Source organism: Acidovorax sp. JHL-9, assembly GCF_000426205.1.
Lineage (GTDB): Bacteria > Pseudomonadota > Gammaproteobacteria > Burkholderiales > Burkholderiaceae_C > Acidovorax > Acidovorax soli.
The window spans coordinates 85,200-103,729 of sequence record NZ_AUEX01000016.1 but is presented as its reverse complement, the minus strand read 5'-3'; the positions used below and the strand labels follow the sequence as shown (position 1 = coordinate 103,729).

Sequence of the window (18,530 nt, the reverse complement as noted above, 5' to 3'; positions counted from 1 at the left end):
ATGCGGGCTACTGGAACATGGTGGGCCCCTTTGGCGGCATCACCGCAGCCACGTTGCTGCAGGCCGTCATGCAGCACGCGGCGCGGCTGGGCGACCCGTTGTCGCTCACCGTCAACTACGCCGGTGCCCTGGTGGCGGGGCCTTTCACCGTGCAGGCCACGCCGGTGCGCACCAACCGCTCCACCCAGCACTGGACGCTGTCGATCCTGCAAGCCGATGCCGAAGGCGCCCAGGTGGTCACCACCACCGCCACTGCCGTGACGGCCGTGCGCCGCGAGACCTGGAGCGCGGGCGATGTGCCCCTGCCCAACGTGCCGCAGCCGGCAGACCTGCCGGCCATTCCGCCGGGCTTTGGTTCGGAGTGGCTCAGCCGCTATGAGATGCGACCCGTGACCGGAACACTGCCACGCGCCTGGGATGGCAGCGGCGACCACAGCCTGACCCAGCTGTGGATGCGTGATGCCCCCCCGCGCCCGCTCGATTTTTGCGCGCTGGCGGCGCTGGCCGATGTGTTCTTTCCCCGCGTCTGGTTGCGCCGTGCGCACCGGGTGCCTGCGGGCACGGTGTCCATCACGGTGTACTTTCACGCCAGCGCCGAGCAGTTGCAGCAAACCGGCATGGGCTACCTGCTGGGCCAGGCGCGCGGGCAGGAGTTTCGCAACGGCTTTTTTGACCAGACCGTGCAGCTGTGGAACGAGGCGGGCACCATGCTGGCCACCAGCCACCAGATCGTTTACTACAAGGAATAAGAAGCGGGCACTGTGTCGCCCTCGTTTCCCCCTTCACAACCCCCAGACCCACCATGACCGAAGCCACCCAAGACATCCTCGTGCACACCGAAGCGGGCGTGACCACCATCACCTTCAACCGCGTGGACAAGAAAAATTCCATCACCACCGCCATGTATGCCGCCATGGCCGATGCGCTGGCTGCCGCCGAGGCGGACACCAGCGTGCGCGCCGTGGTGTTCCAGGGCGACGTGGCGGTATTCAGCGCCGGCAATGACATTGGTGATTTTCTGCAGCAGCCGCCCGCCACCCAGGACTCGCCCGTGTTCCGCTTCCTGCGCGGCCTGGCCGCTTTCCCCAAGCCCGTGGTTGCAGCGGTCTGCGGCCCGGCGGTGGGCATCGGCACCACGATGCTGTTCCACTGCGATCTGGTCTATGCGGGCGACAACGCCGCGTTCTCCATGCCGTTCGTCAACCTGGGCCTGTGCCCCGAGGCCGCATCGAGCCTGCTGGTGCCGCAGATGCTGGGCTACCACCGCGCCGCTGAAGCGCTGCTGCTGGGCGAGCCTTTCATGGCCGAGGCGGCGCTCGAAGTGGGCCTGGTCAACCGCGTGGTGCCCCCCACGGAATGCAATGGCGTGGCACAGGCGCAGGCGCGCAAGCTGGCCGCCAAGCCGCTGTCGGCGCTGATCGAAACCAAGCGCCTCATGAAAAAAAGCCAGGCCCCCCAGGTGCTTGCCGTGATGGCCGAAGAAGGCGCCAGCTTTGGCCGCATGCTGCGCGAGCCCGCAGCGCGCGAGGCCTTTGGCGCTTTCATGGCCAAGCGCAAGCCCGACTTCAGCCAATGCTGAAACCAGCGCTGCCCCAGCCAGCCCAAGGACACGGATGACCAAAACCCCCGCAACACCCGTCGCGTTCGAGCCCGAGTTCATTGCCGGCGTGAAGACCATTTTTGAGGAAAAGATTGTCTTCAACCAGGTGCTGGGCCTCAAGGTGGTCAGTCTCGCGCCCGAGCGTGTGGTGGCCCGCATCGACATGAAACCCGAGCTGGTCGGGCACTTTGCCTACAACCGCATCCACGGCGGCGTGATCAGCGCGGGCCTCGATGCCATGGGCGGCCTGGCCGTGATGGCCGCCATGGGCGCCAAGCACATGGACGAGACGCCCGAACAGCGCCTGCACCGCTTTGCCCGGCTGGGCACCATTGATCTGCGCGTGGACTATCTGCGGCCGGGCATAGGCAGCCATTTCGAGTTGCGCGCCGAGGTGTTGCGCCTGGGCTCGCGCGTGGCCACCACGCGCATGGAATTTTTGGGGCCCGATGGCCTGCTCATGTCGGCGGCCGCCGCAGCCTATATCGTGTCCTGACTGCGCCCGATCCGGTGTGTCCATGCAAGTGATGCAAGTGCATGCAACCAGAGAACGATTTGGTTACCGATCTTGCGCAAGACGCCAAGGTGCAAGGCCACGGCACTCCTACGATGCCTTTTTTTCAAGGAGATCCGATGGCTGTGCAGAACCCCTTTTTTGGCAAGCGCGAAACTGAAACCTTCCAGCCCCGCCACAACACGGTCACCCCCAGCACCGTGAGCAATGTGGCACCCAGTGCCAGTGCCGCGGTGGCAGCCGCTGCTGCCAAGGCACCGGCAGAAAGCAGTGGCAGCAAGCTCACCGTGGGCCCCAACATCAAGCTCAAGGGGGTAGAGATCACCGATTGCGACACCCTGGTGGTGGAAGGCACGGTGGAGGCCACCATGGATTCGCGGGTCATCCAGATTGCCGAGCAGGGCGCGTTCCGTGGATCGGCCGACATCGACATCGCCGAGATCCGCGGCGAGTTCAATGGCTCGCTCACCGTGCGCGACAAGCTCGTCGTCTTTGCCACCGGCAAGGTCAGCGGAAAAATCCGCTATGGCAAGCTGGTGGTGGAAGAGGGCGGCCAGTTGTCGGGCGAAATCGAGGTGGGCGTGGGCACCGCCACCAGTGCCCGCACGGCGGCCGCAGCGCGGCCCATGGACGCTCCAGTGCCAGCCGTGGCACTGGCCTGAACGCAGCGCGTTCAGGTCGGCACCGGCACCGGGCGCGGCCGGCCGTCGGCGTCGATGGCCACATAGGTCAGGCGGGCTTCGGTCACTTTCAGGTATCGGCCCTGGTCCGAGAAGCGTTCGGCATACACCTCCACCTCCACGGTGATGGAGGTGCGGCCAATGCGTGTGACCGTGGCGAAGAAGGACAGGATGTCGCCCACCCGCACCGGTTGCTTGAAGATGAACTCGTTCACCGCCACGGTCGCCATGCGGCCCTGGATATAGCGCGCGGGCAGCACCGAACCGGCCAGATCGACCTGCGCCATCACCCAGCCGCCGAAGATATCGCCGTTGGCGTTGCTGTCGGCAGGCATGGGAATGACCTTGAGGACCAGTTCATGGCTGGAGGGCAAGGCGGGTGCGGGGAGGTGGGGCAAATCAGGCATGGGCACAATCGGGGTGAATAAGCAACCCCCGGAATTGTCCCCTATGCGCCACCACGGCGATTCTTCTCCCCCTCCTTCTCCGAACGACCCCGCGCACAAACGCTCTGACTGGGCCACGCTCTCACGCCTGCTGCCCTATCTGTGGCAGTACAAGGGGCGCGTCGTTCTGGCCATCGTGTTCATGGTGGGCGCCAAGGTCGCCAACGTGGGCGTGCCGGTGCTGCTCAAGAACCTGGTCGATGCCATGGCGCTCAGGCCCGGCGACCCGGCTGCCGTGCTGGTGGTGCCGGCCGGCTTGCTGCTGGCCTACGGATTGCTGCGCCTGTCCACCTCGCTGTTCACCGAGTTGCGCGAACTGGTGTTTGCCAAGGCCACGCAGGGCGCGGCGCGCTCGATTGCCCTGCAGACCTTCGAGCACCTGCACGCCCTCTCCCTGCGCTTTCACCTGGAGCGGCAGACCGGGGGCATGACGCGCGACATCGAGCGCGGCGTGCGCGGCATCGAGTCGCTGATCTCGTTCACGCTGTTCAACATCGGCGCCACGCTGATCGAAGTGGCCATGGTGCTCACGGTGCTGGCGGTCAGGTTCGACGCCTGGTTTGCCTGGATCACGCTGGCTGCGCTGGCCTGCTACATCGCCTTCACGGTGCTGCTGACCGAGTGGCGCACCCAGTTCCGCCGCCAGGCCAACGAGTTCGATTCGGCCGCGCACAGCAAGGCGGTGGATTCGCTGCTCAACTACGAGACCGTCAAATACTTCAACAACGAAAGTTTCGAGGCCCGCCGCTACGACGAAAGCCTGCAGCGCCTGCGCGCCGCGCGCCTGAAGGCGCAAAGCTCGCTCTCGCTGCTCAACACCGGCCAGCAGCTCATCATCGCCACCGGCCTGGTGGCCATGCTCTGGCGCGCCACGCAGGGCGTGGTCGATGGCCGCATGACCCTGGGCGACCTGGTCATGGTGAACGCCTTCATGATCCAGCTCTACATCCCGCTGAACTTCCTGGGCGTGATCTACCGCGAGATCAAGCAGAGCCTGACCGACCTGGACAAGATGTTCACGCTGATGGACAAGGAGCGCGAGGTGGCCGATGCCCCCGGCGCGCAGCCGCTGGCGGGACTGGCGCAGCCCACGGTGCGCTTTGAGAACGTGCAGTTCGCCTACGACCCGGCCCGGCCCATCCTCAAGGGCATCAGCTTCGAGATTCCGGCGGGCAAGACGGTGGCGGTGGTCGGCCCTTCGGGCTCGGGCAAGTCCACGCTGGCGCGGCTGCTGTTTCGCTTCTACGACATCCAGCAGGGTCGCATCACCCTGGCCGGGCAGGAAATCCGCGACGTCACGCAGGCCAGCCTGCGGCGCGCCATCGGCATCGTGCCGCAGGACACCGTGCTGTTCAATGACACGGTGGCCTACAACATCGGCTACGGCCGCCCCGGCGCCAGCCAGGCCGAGATCGAGGAAGCCGCGCGCGCCGCGCGCATCCACGATTTCATCGCTGCCACGCCCAAGGGCTACGCCACCCAGGTGGGCGAACGCGGCTTGAAGCTCTCGGGCGGTGAAAAACAGCGCGTGGCCATCGCGCGCACGCTGCTCAAGAACCCGCCGGTGCTGATCTTCGACGAGGCCACCAGCGCGCTGGATTCGGCCAACGAACGCGCCATCCAGGCCGAGCTGCAAAGCGCCGCGCGCAACCGCACCACGCTGCTCATTGCCCACCGCCTCTCTACCGTGGTCGATGCGCACCAGATCCTGGTGATGGACGCGGGGCAGATCGTCGAGCGCGGCACGCACGGCGAGCTGCTGGCACAGGAAGGGCGCTATGCCAGCATGTGGGCGCTGCAGCAAAGCGCAATGGAGTGACCGTGGTGCTTGGTACAAACCCGAATGATTGATGTGAATTAAGCACCAATCCATTGTGATTCGACCGTCTTCCTAGCGGGGCGTTCTACTGGAACAATCGAGCCGAGTTGCGATCGATGCTCTCCTTGCACCAAAAAGCATGGGGGCGTGATTGCCCACGAAGCCCGTTGTCCCTGGAGGCGCCCGGATTGTGTCGGATCTACGTTTTTCTCAGTTGATGCAGGCCCGCCTGGCGGCCGATCCGCAGGCTCCGGCCTTTGTGCACGGCGAGGGCGTCACCACGGTGGCGGCGCTGGCGCAGCAGGTGCAGTGCATGGCGGCCTGGTTGCGGGCCGCGGGCATCGGGCCCGGGGACCGGGTGGCCGTCTGGCTGGTGAACCGGGTCGAATGGCTGGCGCTGCTGATGGCGGCCGCCCGCATCGGCGCCACGGTGGCGGCGGTCAACACCCGCTACCGCCGGGAAGAGGTGGCCCACATTCTGCGCACCAGCGGCGCCCGTCTGCTGGTGACGCAGCTGCCCCACCAGCGGCTGGACTTTCTGGCCATCCTGGCAGGCCTGGACCCCGCGCAAGTGCCCGATTTGCAGCAGGTGGCGGTGCTGGGCAGCGGCAGCGCCGCGCCCGCTGGCGTGGCCGACCTTGCCGCCGGCCTGGCCTGGCCGCTGGTTGCATTGGACTGGCAGCCCTGCGCGCCCGATGCCGGGCCGGACGACTCGGACCCCGACGCCACGGTGGTGCTGTTCTCCACCTCGGGAACGACCAAGGCGCCCAAGCTGGTGATGCACCCGCAGCGCACCCTGGTGGACCATGCGCTGCGCTGCACGGCGGCTTACCGGTTGGATGCGCCCGGTGCCTGCCTGCTGACCCTGCTGCCGCTGTGCGGCGCTTTCGGCTTGAACAGCACCCTGGCCGCGTTCGCCGCGGGCGCGCCGGTGGTCTTGCCGGCTTTGTTCGAGTCCGACGAGGCCGCGGCCTTGCTGGTACGCCATGCGGTGACGCATTGCTTTGGCAGCGACGAGATGGTGCGCCGCTTGGCGGACAGCTCGCAGGCGGCGCAGCCGTTTCCGTCGCTGCGCTTCTTTGGCTTTGGCGCCTTCACGTCGAATTTCACCGAAATCGCCCAGGCCTGTTGTGCGCGGGGTATCCCGCTGCACGGCCTGTACGGCTCCAGCGAGGTGCTGGCGGTTTTCTCCGCCCAGGCCGGCGACCTGCCCTTGGCACAGCGCCTGGAAGGCGGCGGCATGCCCGTGGCCGGGGTGCAGGCGCGCATCCGCATCCGCGACGAGGCCACGGGCCGGTTGCTGCCTCAGGGGCAGTCGGGACAGATCGAGATCCAGGCGCCCAGCCTGTTCCAGGGCTACTTCGGCAATCCGGAGGCCACGGAAGAAGCCATGTGCGAGGGTTATTTCAAGACCGGCGACCTGGGCCATCTGCGGCCCGATGGCAGCCTGGTGTTCGAGACGCGGCTGGGCGATGCCGTGCGCCTGGGCGGCAACCTGGTCAACCCGGCGGAAATCGAAGAACTCCTGCAGCGCGATCCCGGGGTGCGCGAAGCCCAGGTGGTGGCGGTGCCTATCCAGGGCCAGGACCGCCCCGTGGCCTTCATCGTGCCCGAGCCGGGTGCGGGGCCCGACACGGCGGCCTTGCTGGCCCAGTTGCGCCAGTCGATTGCCAGCTACAAGGTGCCCCAGCGGGTGTGGATGCTGGCGGCCTTTCCGCTGACCCAGGGCGCCAACGGCAACAAGATTTCCCGTGCGCAGTTGCGCCAGATGGCCCAGGAGCGCCTGGCCGCCGAAACCGCCCAGCCCAAGGAGCCCGCATGAACCCCCGTTACTTTGAAGACTTCACCGTGGGCGAGCAGTTCACCAGCTCGGGCCGCACCGTGACCGAAGCCGATCTGACCCTGTTCAACATGATCTCGGGCGACTGGAATCCCATCCATGCCGACGCCGAGTTTGCCGCCGGCACCCGCTTCGGCCAGCGCATCGTCCACGGCGCCTTCGGCGTGGCCTTGCTGACGGGCTTCATGCACCAGATGGGAATTTTCGATGGCACGGCGGTGGCCATGCTGTCGCTCAAGGAATGGGCTTTCAAGGCCCCCATCCTGATGGGCCAGACCCTGCGCCTGCAGCTCACCGTGACCGAGCTGGACCCCGGCAGCAGCGCCCGCGTGGGCCGCCTGGGCCGGCATCTGCAGCTGCGCGACCAGCACGGCCAGGTGGTGCAGGAAGGCAGCAGCGACCTGCTCATCCTCAAGCGCCCGCCCACCAGTCACGCCTGATCCCGTCTGATTTCCCGGCCTTGCCCGCTTCCCTTTCCCATCCTCAGGAGACCACATGAAAAAACGCCTTTCCACCCTTGCCGCAGTGACACTGGCCCTGTGCTCCGCCACGGCGGTGACCCAGGCCCATGCCCAGGCCTACCCCAGCAAGCCCGTGACCATCGTCGTGCCGTATTCCGCGGGCGGGCCGGTGGACAACTTCATCCGCGCCCTGGGCCAGCAGCTGTCCGACAGCTGGAAGCAGCCAGTGGTGGTGCTCAACAAGCCGGGCGCCAACGAAATCATTGGTGCCGACCAGGTCGCCAAGAGCGCGCCCGACGGCTACACCCTGTTCGCTGGCACCGAGGCCTCGCTCACCATGAGCCCGCACCTCTACAAGAAGCTGCCTTACAACGTGGAGGCCGACCTGGTACCCATCAGCCAGCTGATCAGCCTGCCGCTGATGCTGTTCACCCACAAGAACACCCCGGCCAACACGGTGACCGAGTTTGTCGAGCTGGCCCGCAAGGCCAAGGCCCAGGGCAAGCCGCTGAGCTATGGCTCGTCCGGCGCGGGCGGCATTGCCCACCTGCCCATGGTGACCTTTGAAAAGCAGGAAGGTATCTCCATGACCCATGTGCCCTACCGGGGCGCGGCCAACCTGATTCCCGACGTGATCGCTGGCCAGGTGGATGCCGCGGTGCTGGCCGTGTCGGTGATCGAGCAGCATGTGAAGACCGGCGCGCTCAAGCCCCTGGCCGTGTCGTCCGAGACCCGCAGCGCGGCCTTGCCCCAGGTGCCCACCTTCAAGGAGGCAGGCGTCAAGGACATCCATGCCATCTTCAGCATCGGCCTGCTGGCACCCAAGGGCACGCCGGCGGCAGTGGTGGACAAGCTGGCCGCCAGCACCCGGGCCATCATCGCGGCGCCAGACTTCCGCCAGAAGAACATCGATGCCTTCAGCTACGTGCCCGTGGCCTCGACCCCGGTGGAGTTCAAGACCTACCTGAGCAGCAACAGCAAGCTGCAGGCCGAGCGGGTCAAGGCCTCGGGCGTGACGCTCGATTGAGCCCCATCTTTCTTCCCTTCGTTTCCTGACCTTCTGAGCGATTGACCATGAACGCCATCACGTCCCGAATCCCCGCCGCGCTGCAGAACCTGGCGCTGCCCATCATCGCCTCGCCGATGTTCACCGTCAGCTACCCCGAGCTGGTGCTGGCACAGTGCAAGGCGGGCATCGTGGGCTCGTTCCCGGCGCTCAATGCCCGCCAGCCCGAGCTGCTGGGCGAGTGGCTGTCCCAGATGAAGGCCGACCTGGACGCCTACCGCAGCGCCCACCCCGGCCAGCCGGTGGGCCCCATCGCGGTCAACCAGATTGCGCACAGCTCCAACGTGCGCCTGATGCAGGACATGGAAACCTGCATCCAGCACCAGGTGCCCGTCATCATCACGTCGCTGCGCGCGCCCGCGCGCGAAGTCGTGGATGCCGTGCACAGCTACGGCGGCGTGATCTTTCATGACGTGGTCAATGTGCGCCATGCGCAAAAGGCGCTGGAGGCGGGGGTGGATGGCCTGATCGTCGTGGCCGCAGGTGCTGGCGGTCATGCGGGCACCCAGTCGCCCTTTGCCTTGGTGGGTGAGGTGCGGCGCATTTTTGACGGCCCCCTGGCCTTGTCTGGCGCCATGGCCACCGGCGGCGCCGTGCTGGCTGCGCGTGCCATGGGGGCGGACTTTGCCTACATGGGCACGCGCTTTATCGCCAGCAAGGAAGCCAACGCCAGCGAGGACTACAAGCAGGCCATCGTGAAGGCGGGCGCCTCGGACATCATCTACAGCAACTGGTTCTCGGGCGTGCATGGCAACTACCTGCGCGAGAGCATCGAGCGCGTGGGCCTGGACCCGGAAAACCTGCCGGTGGGCGACAAGGCCAACATGAGCTTTGCCGATGGCCGATCCAAGGCCAAGGCCTGGAAAGACATCTGGGGCGCAGGCCAGGGCGTGGGCCAGATCCACGACCTGCCCGCAGTGCGGGAGATCGTGGCCAGGCTGCGCGCCGAATACGACCTGGCCCGCGCACGCATTTGCTCGGGTTGACGCCTGGCGCTTTCCGGGTCCAGATCGGCGGCACGATGACGAAGCCTTATGCTCGCGGTTCGAAGGAGGGGCCGGTGGATCAGTCGCCGTATTTGTTTTTTGCGGAAGTGGTGGAGGCCGGCAGTTTTGCGATTGCGGCCCGGCGTCTGGGCATGGACCGTTCCAACGTCAGCCGCCGTATCAAGGAGCTGGAGCACACCGCGGGCGTGCAATTGCTGCGCCGCACCACCCGCAAGATGGTGCTGACCGATCTGGGTGCCGCGTTCTACGAGCAATGCCTGGCGGTGCGCAGCGAAATCGAGCAGGCCAAGAACCTGCTGCTGTCGCATGGCGATGGGGTGCGTGGGCCCCTGCATGTCAGTTGCCCGCCGGCGATTGGCCGGCTGTACCTGGTGTCTTTGTTCGAGGCATTCTGTCGCCGTTACCCTGCGGTGTCCCTGCAGATCACCTTGAAGTCGGGCGCGGTGGATTTGATCGATGAGCGGATCGATGTGGCGATCCGTTTCACCAACGAGCCATCGCCACACCAGGTGGCCAGGGTCTTGGGGCAGACCCACTGGATTTTTTGTGCCAGCCCGGACTACCTGGCCGAGCATGGCGCCCCGCAGTTTCCCGAGGACCTTGCGCACCATGCATGGCTGGGCATGCGCACCCGCATGGAACTGCAGTTGCGCAAGGAGACCGCCCTGCACCGCGTGGTGCTGCGCTCGCGCGTCGCCTGCCCCGATTACGCCCTGCTGGGGCAGATGGCCCGCGATGGGCTGGGCGTGTGCCTGCTGCCCGTCTATGTCGCATCCCGCGGCCTGCCCCAGGGCGGCCTGGTCCAGGTGTTGGCCGACTACCAGATCGAGCCCACGCCTGGCAGCACCTTGTACGCCATGACCTTGCCAGGCATCCATTCACCGCCGCAGGTCAAGGCCTTTGTCCAGTTCCTGGCCGAGACCGTGCAGGCGGAATTCATCCATTGAGATTGTCAGGAAACATAGCCGATACCCTTTTGAATCCGAGGGTAGAGGCTATATTTTCAGGAGCAATTGGGGTTCACTTCTTGCGCGCGGTGATGGCTTTCTCGGCAGCGGCCACCAGGTCGGCGCCAATCTGGCCCTTCCACTTCTCGACCACGGGGCGCGTGGCCTTCACGAAGGCTTCGCGCTCGGCGGGCGTGAGCTGCGTCACGGTGACGCCGTGGCTGGCGATCTCTTTCAGCAGGGGCTTGTCGGCCTCGATCACGCCCTTGCGCGCAATGGCGGTCTGCTCTTTGCCCGCGTCGATGGCGGCCTGTTTGACGATCTCGCGGTCGGCGGGCGTCCAGCTGTTCCAGATGTCCTTGTTCACCACGAAGATCAGCGGATCGTTCATGTAGCCCCACAGCGTCAGGTGCTTTTGCGCCACGGTGTACAGCTTGGCGGCCATATAGACCGACAGGGGGTTTTCCTGCCCGTCCACGGCGCTGCTGGCCATGGCCGGCTGGGCGTCGGCCCAGCTCATCTGCGTGGGGTTGGCGCCCAGCGCGGTGAAGGTGTCCAGGAACAGCGGCGAGCCCACCACGCGGATCTTCATGCCCTTGAGGTCTTCGGGCGTCTTGATGGCCTTCTTGGAATTGGAGATTTCGCGGTAGCCGTTTTCGCCCCAGGCCAGTGGCACCACGCCGGCTTTTTCCAGCGTCTGGAACAGGCTCTTGCCCACTTCGCCCTGCGTGAGCGCGTCGGCGGCGGCGTAGTCGGGCATCAGGAAGGGCAGCGAGAACAGGTTGAGCTGCTTGACCTGGGGCGACCAGTTGATGGTCGAGCCCACGGCCATGTCGATCACGCCCTGGCGCAGTGCGCTGAATTCGCGCGTCTGGTCGCCCTGGATCAGCGAGACGCCGGGGTAGAGCTTGATGTTGATGCGGCCGTTGGTGCGCTCGCGCACCTTGTTGGCCCACAGCTCGCCGCCCTTGCCCCAGGGGAAGGCCGTGCCCAGCACGAGCGACATGCGGTATTCGCTTTTGTACGCGGTTTGCGCGATGGCGGCAGGGGCGGTGAATGCCAGGGCGGCGGCAGCGGCCACGGCCGAGGTGAGGAAGGTACGCAGTTTCATTTTCCAGTCTCCTTGTTGAAATCAATAACCCAGTTGGGCGGGCAGCCACAGTGCGAGTTGCGGGAAGGCAATCACCAGCACCATGACGAGGAACATGGCCAGCAGCATCCAGCCGACCCAGCGCACGGTGGACTCCATGCGCACGCCGGCGATACGGCACGACACCATCAGGTTCACGGCCAGCGGCGGGGTGAACTGGCCCAGCGCCACCTTGAGGGTCAGGATCACGCCGAACCATACCGGGTCCCAGTGGTAGTGGTTCATGATGGGCAGCAAGAGCGGCACGAAGATCAAGAAGATCGAGATGCCGTCGAGGAACATGCCCACGGTGATCAGCAGCACGATCAGCAGCGCCAGCACGCCGTATTCACCCAGGCCCGAATTCACGATGGCGTTGGCCACCGGGTCGATCACGCCCAGGGTGGACAGCGAATAGGCAAAGATGCCCGCCAGCGACACCACGATGAGGATCACGGCCGACAGCTCGCCCGATTCGCGCAGGATGGGGAACAGGTCACGCACGGAGATGGTGCGGTGGATGACCATGCCCACGAACAGGCCGTAGAACACCGCCACCACGGCGGCTTCGGTGGGGGTGAACCAGCCCGCGCGCATGCCGCCCAGGATGAGCACCGGCGCGGCCAGGCCCCACAGGGCTTCGCGCAGGCTCTTCCAGAAAGGTGGGCGGGGCAGGGTGGCTTCGAGCGCGCCCATCTTGTGCTGGCGCGCCATCCACACGGCCGGAACGATCAGCGCAATCCCGGCCAGCACGCCCGGCACCATGCCGGCCGCGAACAGCGCCGGCACCGAGGCGCCGGGCACCAGCACCGAGTAGATGATGAACGCCACCGAGGGCGGGATCAGGATGTCGGTGGCGGCCGCAGCGCCCACGACACTGGCCGAGAACGAGGGCGGGTAGCCCGCGCGCGACATGGCGGCAATCATCACGCCGCCCACGGCGGCGGCGTTGGCCGGGCCCGAGCCCGAGATGCCGCCCAGGAACATGGCCACGGCAATCGCCACCAGCGGCAGCATGCCGGGGCCGCGCCCGACGATGGCCACGGCAAAGTTCACCAGGCGCAGCGCCACGCCAGAGCGGTCGAAGATGGAGCCGACCAGCACGAACATGGGGATGGCCAGCAGCGGGTATTTGCCCAGGCCGGCGTAAAAGTTCTGCGGCACGGCCAGCAGGCCGAACCACTGGCTGTCGGCATTGGCCAGCGCAATGGCGGCGGCACCGGCCAGGCCCAGGGCGGCGCCAATCGGCACGCCCACGAACATCATGGCCAGGAAGGCCACGAACAAGAGCGTAGCGATCATGCCTGGAAGTCTCCGTGGTGGTCTGCGGGCGGCGCCTGGCGGCCGCGCCGGATGAACAGGCCGATGGCGCGCGCGGCAATCAGCGCCGAGATCAGGGGCAGCCAGACCGAATACCACCACTGGGGCACGCCGATGCCGGGTGAAGTCTCGCCAAAGCGGTAGTCGTCCCACACCACGCGCACGCTCAGCACGGCCATCAGGCCGAACAGCAGCGCCACCATGAGCGCGCCAAACCGTGCCAGCAGCTTGCGGCGGGCCACGGAGCCGCCTTCGGCAAAGTATTCGATGCGGATGTGCTGGTCACGCGCCACGGCGGCCGAGCCGGCCACCAGTGCCAGCACGATCATCAGGAAGACGGAAATCTCCTCGGTCCAGGCAAACGAGGAATTCGTGAAGTAGCGCACCAGCACGTTGGCGAAGGTGATGAGGGCCAGGGCGGCCATCACGATCACCGTGAGCCAGTCTTCGATGCGCAGCGAGCGGGGGGCGTTGTCTTCGGATGCCGGGGGTGCGGAGGCGCAAGCCGCCGGCCCGGGAGGGGAGGAGGGTGGCATGGGGGCAGAGTCTCGGGGAAACAAACAGGGCGAATGCTGTCGCTCTGCCCGGCGGTGTTGTGCACCAGGGGCCTTGGACGGGGCGGGCGCTGTGTGCGCCGCCGCATATTATGGGGCGTGTCGTGGGGGCGCTTGCCTTCGGGCAGGCCGGCGGCAGTGCCCGTGCGCGCGGATAATGCGGCGATGGAAACCAAGTGGCTTGAGGATTTTGTCAGCCTGGCCGAGACGCGCAGCTTCAGCCGCTCGGCCCAGCTGAGGCATGTGACGCAACCGGCCTTTTCGCGCCGTATCCAGGCGCTGGAAGCGTGGGCCGGAACCGATCTGGTCGATCGCAGTTCCTATCCCACCCGGCTGACGTCGGCGGGCAAGACGCTGTACGACCAGGCGCTGGAGATGCTGCAGGCCATGCAGAACACGCGTGCCATGCTGCGCGCGCACACCAGCGCCAGCCGGGACATGATCGAGTTTGCGGTGCCGCACACGCTGGCCTTCACGTTTTTCCCGGCCTGGGTGTCGAGCCTGCACGGGAAATTCGGCCCCTTCAAGAGCCGCCTGATTGCGCTCAATGTGCACGATGCGGTGATGCGCCTGGTGGAAGGGGGCTGCGATCTGATGATCGCCTACCACCACGCTTCGCAACCTTTCCAGCTGGACACCGGCCGCTACGAGATGGTGAGCCTGGGGCAAGAGGTGCTGTCGCCCTACAGCAAGGCTGACGCCGATGGGCAGCCGCTGTTTCGCCTGCCTGGCCGCGCCGGCCAGCCGCTGCCCTACCTGGGTTACGCGCCTGGCGCCTACCTGGGGCGCATGACCGAGCTCATCCTCAAGGAGTCGGGCACCGCCATCCATCTGGAGCGGGTCTATGAAACCGACATGGCCGAAGGCCTCAAGGCCATGGCGCTGGAGGGGCATGGCGTGGCGTTCCTGCCGCACAGTGCCGTCAGGAAGGATGTGCGCGAGCGCAAACTGGTGAGCGCGGCCCCTGAAGACCAGGAGGGCTTGCAGATCGTGATGGACGTGCGCGCCTACCGCGAGAAACCTGGCGCCAAAGAAGCGCCGAAAGGCACAGCCCAGGCCTTGTGGGCCTATTTGCAGGCGCAAGGCGCCATGCCGATATAAATTGTTCGGTTGGTTTTTCGGGCCTTCTGCCGCGGAAATTCACAGGACTGTCCCCAGCCGTCCAGGGCGGGTCGGAACTGGCTGCGGAACCTGCAGCCAAACATCGCTGTGGCACAAAGATTGCAAGTTCGCATGGCAAGCATTCATCAGGGCATCACGGCATGAAGGTGGGGCAATGGGTAGGGGCATGGGGCTTGGCCGCCGAGGGCCCTGCCTGTTGCGCGATTTCTGGACATGCCCTTCCGGCCAGGTGCCGTTCTGAATGGCATGGCAGGTAAACCCCCTGTTCTGGATTGTGCCGGCCGCACACAATGCGGGTGGACGCAAGTCTCTAGAATTCCTTTTTTACATGACAACAGGAGATAGAAATGAAGAAGCACATTTTCGCGATGGCCGTGGTCACACTCGCGGCCGGTAGCGCTTTTGCGCAGGCTGGCGACACGCTGGCCAAGATCAAGTCTTCGGGCAGCGTGACGCTGGGCGTGCGCGAATCCTCGGGCCTTTCCTACACGCTGGGCAACGGCAAGTATGTGGGCTTCCATACCGAGATGGCCGAAGTCATCCTCTCCGACATCCGCAAGCAGCTGGGTCTGTCCGCGCTGGAAACCAAGTACCAGCCTGTCACCTCGCAAAACCGTATCCCGCTGGTGACCAACGGCACGGTGGATCTGGAGTGCGGCTCCACCACCAACAATGCAGCCCGCCAGAAGGACGTGGCCTTTGCCGTGACCACCTATGTGGAAGAGGTGCGCATGGTCGTCAAGGCCAATTCGGGCATCACTTCGATCAAGGACCTGAACGGCAGGAGCGTGGCCACCACCACTGGCACCACCTCGGTGCAGACACTGCGCAAGAACGAGCGCGCCGGTGGCATCGACTTCAAGGAAGTCTATGGCAAGGACCATGCCGACAGCTTCCTGCTGCTGGAAACCGGCCGTGCCGATGCGTTCGTGATGGACGGCTCCATCCTGGCCGCCAACATCTCCAAATCCAAGAATCCGGCCGATTTCAAGATCGTCGGCGAAGTGCTGTCGGTCGAGCCGATTGCCTGCATGTTGCGCAAGAACGACCCGGCCTTCAAGAAGGCCGTGGACGACAGCATCAAGCGCCAGATCGCCGACGGTTCGCTGGCCAAGCTGTACGACAAGTGGTTCCTGCAACCCGTGCCACCCACCAACACCAAGATCGGCCTGCCCCTGTCTGACGCCACCAAGGCGGCTTGGGCCAGCCCCAACGACAAGCCCATGGAAGACTACGCCAAGAAATAATCGGCACTCGGCAACGCCCCTTCGAGCCATGCGTGTTCGGGGGGGCTTTTTTTGTTGGACGCGCGCCATGCGCTGTCCGGCTTCATGCAGAAATTGGGGGGTACTCCTATGAGTTGGGATTGGCAGGTGTTCTGCCAGGACACCTTGGATAAAGAGGTGGTGCAAGGCTGCTTTGGCAAGGGCGGCGACATCACCTATCTGGACTGGATGCTGTCGGCCTGGGGCTGGACCGTGTCGGTCTCGCTGCTGGCCCTGTTGCTGGCGCTGGTGCTGGGGTCGCTCATCGGCACGCTGCGCACATTGCAGGGGCGGCCGGTGGTCGTGCGACTGGGCAACGCCTGGGTGGAACTGTTCCGCAACATCCCGTTGCTGGTACAGATTTTTCTGTGGTACCACGTGGTGCCCACGCTGTTTCCGGTGATGCAGGGCGTGCCCGGCTTCGTGCTGGTGGTGCTGGCGCTGGGCTTTTTCACATCGGCGCGCATTGCCGAGCAGGTGCGCTCGGGCATCCAGGCCCTGCCGCGCGGCCAGCGCTATGCGGGCCTGGCCATGGGCTTCACGACCTTCCAGACCTACCGCTACGTGCTGCTGCCCATGGCGTTTCGCATCATCATTCCGCCGCTGACCAGCGAGACGATGAACATCTTCAAGAACTCGTCCGTGGCGTTTGCCGTGTCGGTGGCCGAACTCACCATGTTCGCCATGCAGGCGCAGGAAGAAACCTCGCGCGGCATCGAGGTCTACCTGGCCGTCACGGCCTGCTACATCGTCTCGGCATTTGCCATCAACCGCATCATGGCTTTCATCGAAAAGCGTGCGCGCGTGCCGGGCATGGTCGTGGCCGGCGGATCGGGAGGGCACTGACATGAATCTTGACTTCTCCTTCTACAACTGGGACCTGATCTCCAACTTCGTGCTCAAGGGGCTGTATTTCAGTCTCGTGCTCACGCTGGTGGCCACGGTTGGCGGCGTGCTGTTCGGCACCGTGCTGGCGCTGATGCGCCTGTCGGGCAAGAAGTGGCTCGATGTGCCCGCCACCATCTATGTCAACGGCATGCGCAGCATTCCGCTGGTGATGGTGATCCTGTGGTTCTTCCTGCTGGTGCCCGCCATCATTGGCCGTCCCATCGGCGCCGAAGTGTCGGCGGTGGTCACCTTCATCGCTTTTGAAGCCGCGTATTTCAGCGAAATCATGCGCGCGGGCATCCAGTCGGTGCCGCGGGGGCAGGTGTATGCGGGCCAGGCGATGGGCATGACCTACAGCCAGAACATGAAGCTGGTGATCCTGCCGCAGGCGTTTCGCAACATGCTGCCGGTGCTGCTGACGCAGACCATCATCCTGTTCCAGGACACCTCGCTGGTCTATGCCATTGGCGCCTACGACATGCTCAAGGGCTTTGAAGTGGCCGGCAAGAACTTTGGCCGCCCCATCGAGGCCTATCTGGCTGCGGCGGTGCTGTACTTTGTGATGTGCTATGCCTTGTCCTGGATGGTCAAGCGCCTGCACCAGAAGATCGCAATTATTCGATGACACCCCCTGAGTCGCTTCGCGCCTTCCCCCTCAAGGGGGACGACGCCGGTGGCCTGGCAAGGCCAGTTCCACGGTGTCTGCTGGCGACGGCCGTGCCGGTTGGGCGGCCCGTGCCCTGAACAAGTGACGAGAGAAGAGATTGGAGAAAGAAATGATCGAACTCAAAAACGTATCCAAGTGGTATGGCCCCGTGCAGGTGCTGACCGATTGCTCCACCACGATCCAGAAAGGCGAGGTGGTGGTGGTGTGCGGTCCTTCGGGTTCCGGCAAGTCCACGCTGATCAAGACCATCAATGCACTGGAGCCCTTCCAGAAGGGCGAAATCTATGTGGATGGCGTGGCCGTGCACGACCCCAAGACCGACCTGCCCAAGCTGCGCAGCCGTGTGGGCATGGTGTTCCAGCACTTCGAGCTGTTTCCGCACCTGTCGGTGACGGACAACCTGACCATCGCCCAGGTCAAGGTGCTGGGCCGCAGCGCCGACGAAGCCAGGAAGCGCGGCCTCAAGATGCTCGAGCGCGTGGGCCTGATGGCGCACAAGGACAAGTTCCCGGGCCAGCTCTCGGGTGGCCAGCAGCAGCGCGTGGCCATTGCGCGGGCGCTGAGCATGGACCCCATCGTGATGCTGTTCGACGAGCCCACTTCGGCCCTCGACCCCGAAATGGTGGGCGAAGTGCTGGACGTGATGGTCGGACTGGCCCATGAGGGCATGACCATGATGTGCGTGACCCACGAAATGGGCTTCGCCCGCAAGGTGAGCAACCGCGTGATCTTCATGGACGTGGGCGGCAAGATCCTGGAGGACTGCTCCAGGGACGAGTTCTTTGGCCACCCCGAGAACCGCCAGCCACGCACCAAGGAATTCCTCAACAAGATCCTGCAGCACTGAGGGCAGTGCATGTCCCATCGCCCAGCGGCACCTTCGGGTGCCGTTGGTCTGTTCAGGCCGGGGCGGGCTGTGCCATGCGCGTCCCTTCCGCCGGTAAGATGCCCCGGGCCGGAATCTCCCGGCATGTGGCCGCAACGGCCTGAACGAGATACTGGCAATGAAACAACCCGTGGTCATCACTGCTGAGCTGACACCTGAAAACGCCCAGGCGCTCGCACGCTTCGTCAAGAACATCGGCCATGAGGGCATCCGGGCATGTTCCCGGGACGATGCGGAAACCTTCCTCGTGCGCGATGCGCTCGATTCACTGCGTGAGGCGCTGGATCTGGCCGGTTACGACCCTGAATAAACCCATGGC

Annotated in this window: 20 protein-coding genes; 16 read left to right on the top strand and 4 right to left on the bottom strand. The window is 65.3% G+C overall.

Annotation, left to right across the window (positions count from 1 at the left end; genetic code table 11):
- The 4 genes from K225_RS0112195 to K225_RS0112180 all read left to right on the top strand — a co-directional run.
- Nucleotides 1-749 (top strand): acyl-CoA thioesterase II (locus K225_RS0112195; protein WP_026436683.1); only part of this gene is annotated, 749 nt, incomplete at its 5' end.
- A gap of 53 nt (nucleotides 750-802) precedes the next feature.
- Nucleotides 803-1,579 carry an enoyl-CoA hydratase gene (locus K225_RS0112190; protein ID WP_026436682.1) on the top strand — a complete coding sequence of 259 codons (777 nt, stop codon included), beginning with the start codon at nucleotides 803-805 and terminating at the stop codon, nucleotides 1,577-1,579.
- Between the two features lie 34 nt (nucleotides 1,580-1,613).
- Nucleotides 1,614-2,096, top strand: a complete 483-nt coding sequence (locus K225_RS0112185) for a thioesterase family protein (protein ID WP_026436681.1) — start codon at nucleotides 1,614-1,616, stop codon at nucleotides 2,094-2,096.
- 137 nt (nucleotides 2,097-2,233) lie between these two features.
- Entirely contained in the window at nucleotides 2,234-2,776 is a 543-nt protein-coding gene (locus tag K225_RS0112180) for a polymer-forming cytoskeletal protein (protein WP_026436680.1), read from the top strand.
- Nucleotides 2,777-2,787: 11 nt separating this feature from the next.
- Here the strand turns inward: K225_RS0112180 and K225_RS0112175 are convergent, their stop codons facing one another.
- A complete protein-coding gene (locus tag K225_RS0112175; protein ID WP_026436679.1) occupies nucleotides 2,788-3,201 on the bottom strand; it encodes an acyl-CoA thioesterase in 414 nt (137 codons plus the stop codon).
- 43 nt (nucleotides 3,202-3,244) lie between these two features.
- Between K225_RS0112175 and K225_RS0112170 the strand changes: the two genes are divergently transcribed.
- The 6 genes from K225_RS0112170 (at nucleotide 3,245) to K225_RS0112145 (ending at nucleotide 10,380) form a co-directional block, all read left to right on the top strand.
- The gene (locus K225_RS0112170) at nucleotides 3,245-5,059 is read left to right on the top strand and encodes an ABC transporter ATP-binding protein/permease (protein ID WP_026436678.1); all 1,815 of its coding nucleotides are present in this window, start codon (nucleotides 3,245-3,247) and stop codon (nucleotides 5,057-5,059) included.
- Nucleotides 5,060-5,276: 217 nt separating this feature from the next.
- On the top strand, nucleotides 5,277-6,881 hold the full coding sequence (locus K225_RS0112165; RefSeq protein WP_034712568.1) for an AMP-binding protein: 1,605 nt from the start codon (nucleotides 5,277-5,279) through the stop codon (nucleotides 6,879-6,881).
- Complete coding sequence (locus K225_RS0112160; protein ID WP_026436676.1) at nucleotides 6,878-7,339, top strand: MaoC/PaaZ C-terminal domain-containing protein; 462 nt, start codon at nucleotides 6,878-6,880, stop codon at nucleotides 7,337-7,339. Before K225_RS0112165 ends, K225_RS0112160 begins: the two co-directional genes overlap by 4 nt.
- A gap of 55 nt (nucleotides 7,340-7,394) precedes the next feature.
- A complete protein-coding gene (locus K225_RS0112155; RefSeq protein ID WP_026436675.1) occupies nucleotides 7,395-8,387 on the top strand; it encodes a tripartite tricarboxylate transporter substrate binding protein in 993 nt (330 codons plus the stop codon).
- Between the two features lie 47 nt (nucleotides 8,388-8,434).
- Nucleotides 8,435-9,412, top strand: coding sequence for a nitronate monooxygenase family protein (locus K225_RS0112150; RefSeq protein WP_026436674.1), 978 nt, complete (start codon nucleotides 8,435-8,437; stop codon nucleotides 9,410-9,412).
- 74 nt (nucleotides 9,413-9,486) lie between these two features.
- On the top strand, nucleotides 9,487-10,380 hold the full coding sequence (locus tag K225_RS0112145) for a LysR family transcriptional regulator (RefSeq protein ID WP_026436673.1): 894 nt from the start codon (nucleotides 9,487-9,489) through the stop codon (nucleotides 10,378-10,380).
- A 73-nt stretch (nucleotides 10,381-10,453) separates the two neighbouring features.
- On the opposite strand, the gene K225_RS0112140 is transcribed toward K225_RS0112145, so the two are convergent.
- Genes K225_RS0112140 through K225_RS0112130 form a run of 3 tightly spaced genes read right to left on the bottom strand, consistent with a single transcriptional unit; the run spans nucleotide 10,454 to nucleotide 13,365 of the window.
- Nucleotides 10,454-11,491 (bottom strand): DctP family TRAP transporter solute-binding subunit, encoded by a 1,038-nt coding sequence (locus K225_RS0112140; protein WP_026436672.1) that lies wholly within the window; start codon nucleotides 11,489-11,491, stop codon nucleotides 10,454-10,456.
- A 21-nt stretch (nucleotides 11,492-11,512) separates the two neighbouring features.
- Nucleotides 11,513-12,811 (bottom strand): TRAP transporter large permease, encoded by a 1,299-nt coding sequence (locus tag K225_RS0112135; protein WP_026436671.1) that lies wholly within the window; start codon nucleotides 12,809-12,811, stop codon nucleotides 11,513-11,515.
- The gene (locus tag K225_RS0112130) at nucleotides 12,808-13,365 is read right to left on the bottom strand and encodes a TRAP transporter small permease (protein WP_026436670.1); all 558 of its coding nucleotides are present in this window, start codon (nucleotides 13,363-13,365) and stop codon (nucleotides 12,808-12,810) included. The genes K225_RS0112135 and K225_RS0112130 overlap by 4 nt, the downstream gene beginning before the upstream one ends.
- A gap of 183 nt (nucleotides 13,366-13,548) precedes the next feature.
- Between K225_RS0112130 and K225_RS0112125 the strand changes: the two genes are divergently transcribed.
- From K225_RS0112125 to K225_RS0112100, 6 genes are all read left to right on the top strand, one after another.
- The gene (locus K225_RS0112125; protein ID WP_026436669.1) at nucleotides 13,549-14,484 is read left to right on the top strand and encodes a LysR family transcriptional regulator; all 936 of its coding nucleotides are present in this window, start codon (nucleotides 13,549-13,551) and stop codon (nucleotides 14,482-14,484) included.
- A gap of 368 nt (nucleotides 14,485-14,852) precedes the next feature.
- Complete coding sequence (locus K225_RS0112120; RefSeq protein WP_026436668.1) at nucleotides 14,853-15,752, top strand: transporter substrate-binding domain-containing protein; 900 nt, start codon at nucleotides 14,853-14,855, stop codon at nucleotides 15,750-15,752.
- A 108-nt stretch (nucleotides 15,753-15,860) separates the two neighbouring features.
- The gene (locus K225_RS0112115; RefSeq protein WP_026436667.1) at nucleotides 15,861-16,616 is read left to right on the top strand and encodes an amino acid ABC transporter permease; all 756 of its coding nucleotides are present in this window, start codon (nucleotides 15,861-15,863) and stop codon (nucleotides 16,614-16,616) included.
- 1 nt (nucleotide 16,617) lies between these two features.
- Nucleotides 16,618-17,283: an amino acid ABC transporter permease gene (locus tag K225_RS0112110; RefSeq protein ID WP_026436666.1), complete on the top strand. Its 666-nt coding sequence runs from the start codon at nucleotides 16,618-16,620 to the stop codon at nucleotides 17,281-17,283.
- A gap of 151 nt (nucleotides 17,284-17,434) precedes the next feature.
- Nucleotides 17,435-18,172, top strand: a complete 738-nt coding sequence (locus K225_RS0112105; RefSeq protein ID WP_026436665.1) for an amino acid ABC transporter ATP-binding protein — start codon at nucleotides 17,435-17,437, stop codon at nucleotides 18,170-18,172.
- Between the two features lie 157 nt (nucleotides 18,173-18,329).
- On the top strand, nucleotides 18,330-18,521 hold the full coding sequence (locus tag K225_RS0112100) for a hypothetical protein (RefSeq protein ID WP_026436664.1): 192 nt from the start codon (nucleotides 18,330-18,332) through the stop codon (nucleotides 18,519-18,521).
- The last annotated feature ends 9 nt before the right edge of the window (nucleotides 18,522-18,530 follow it).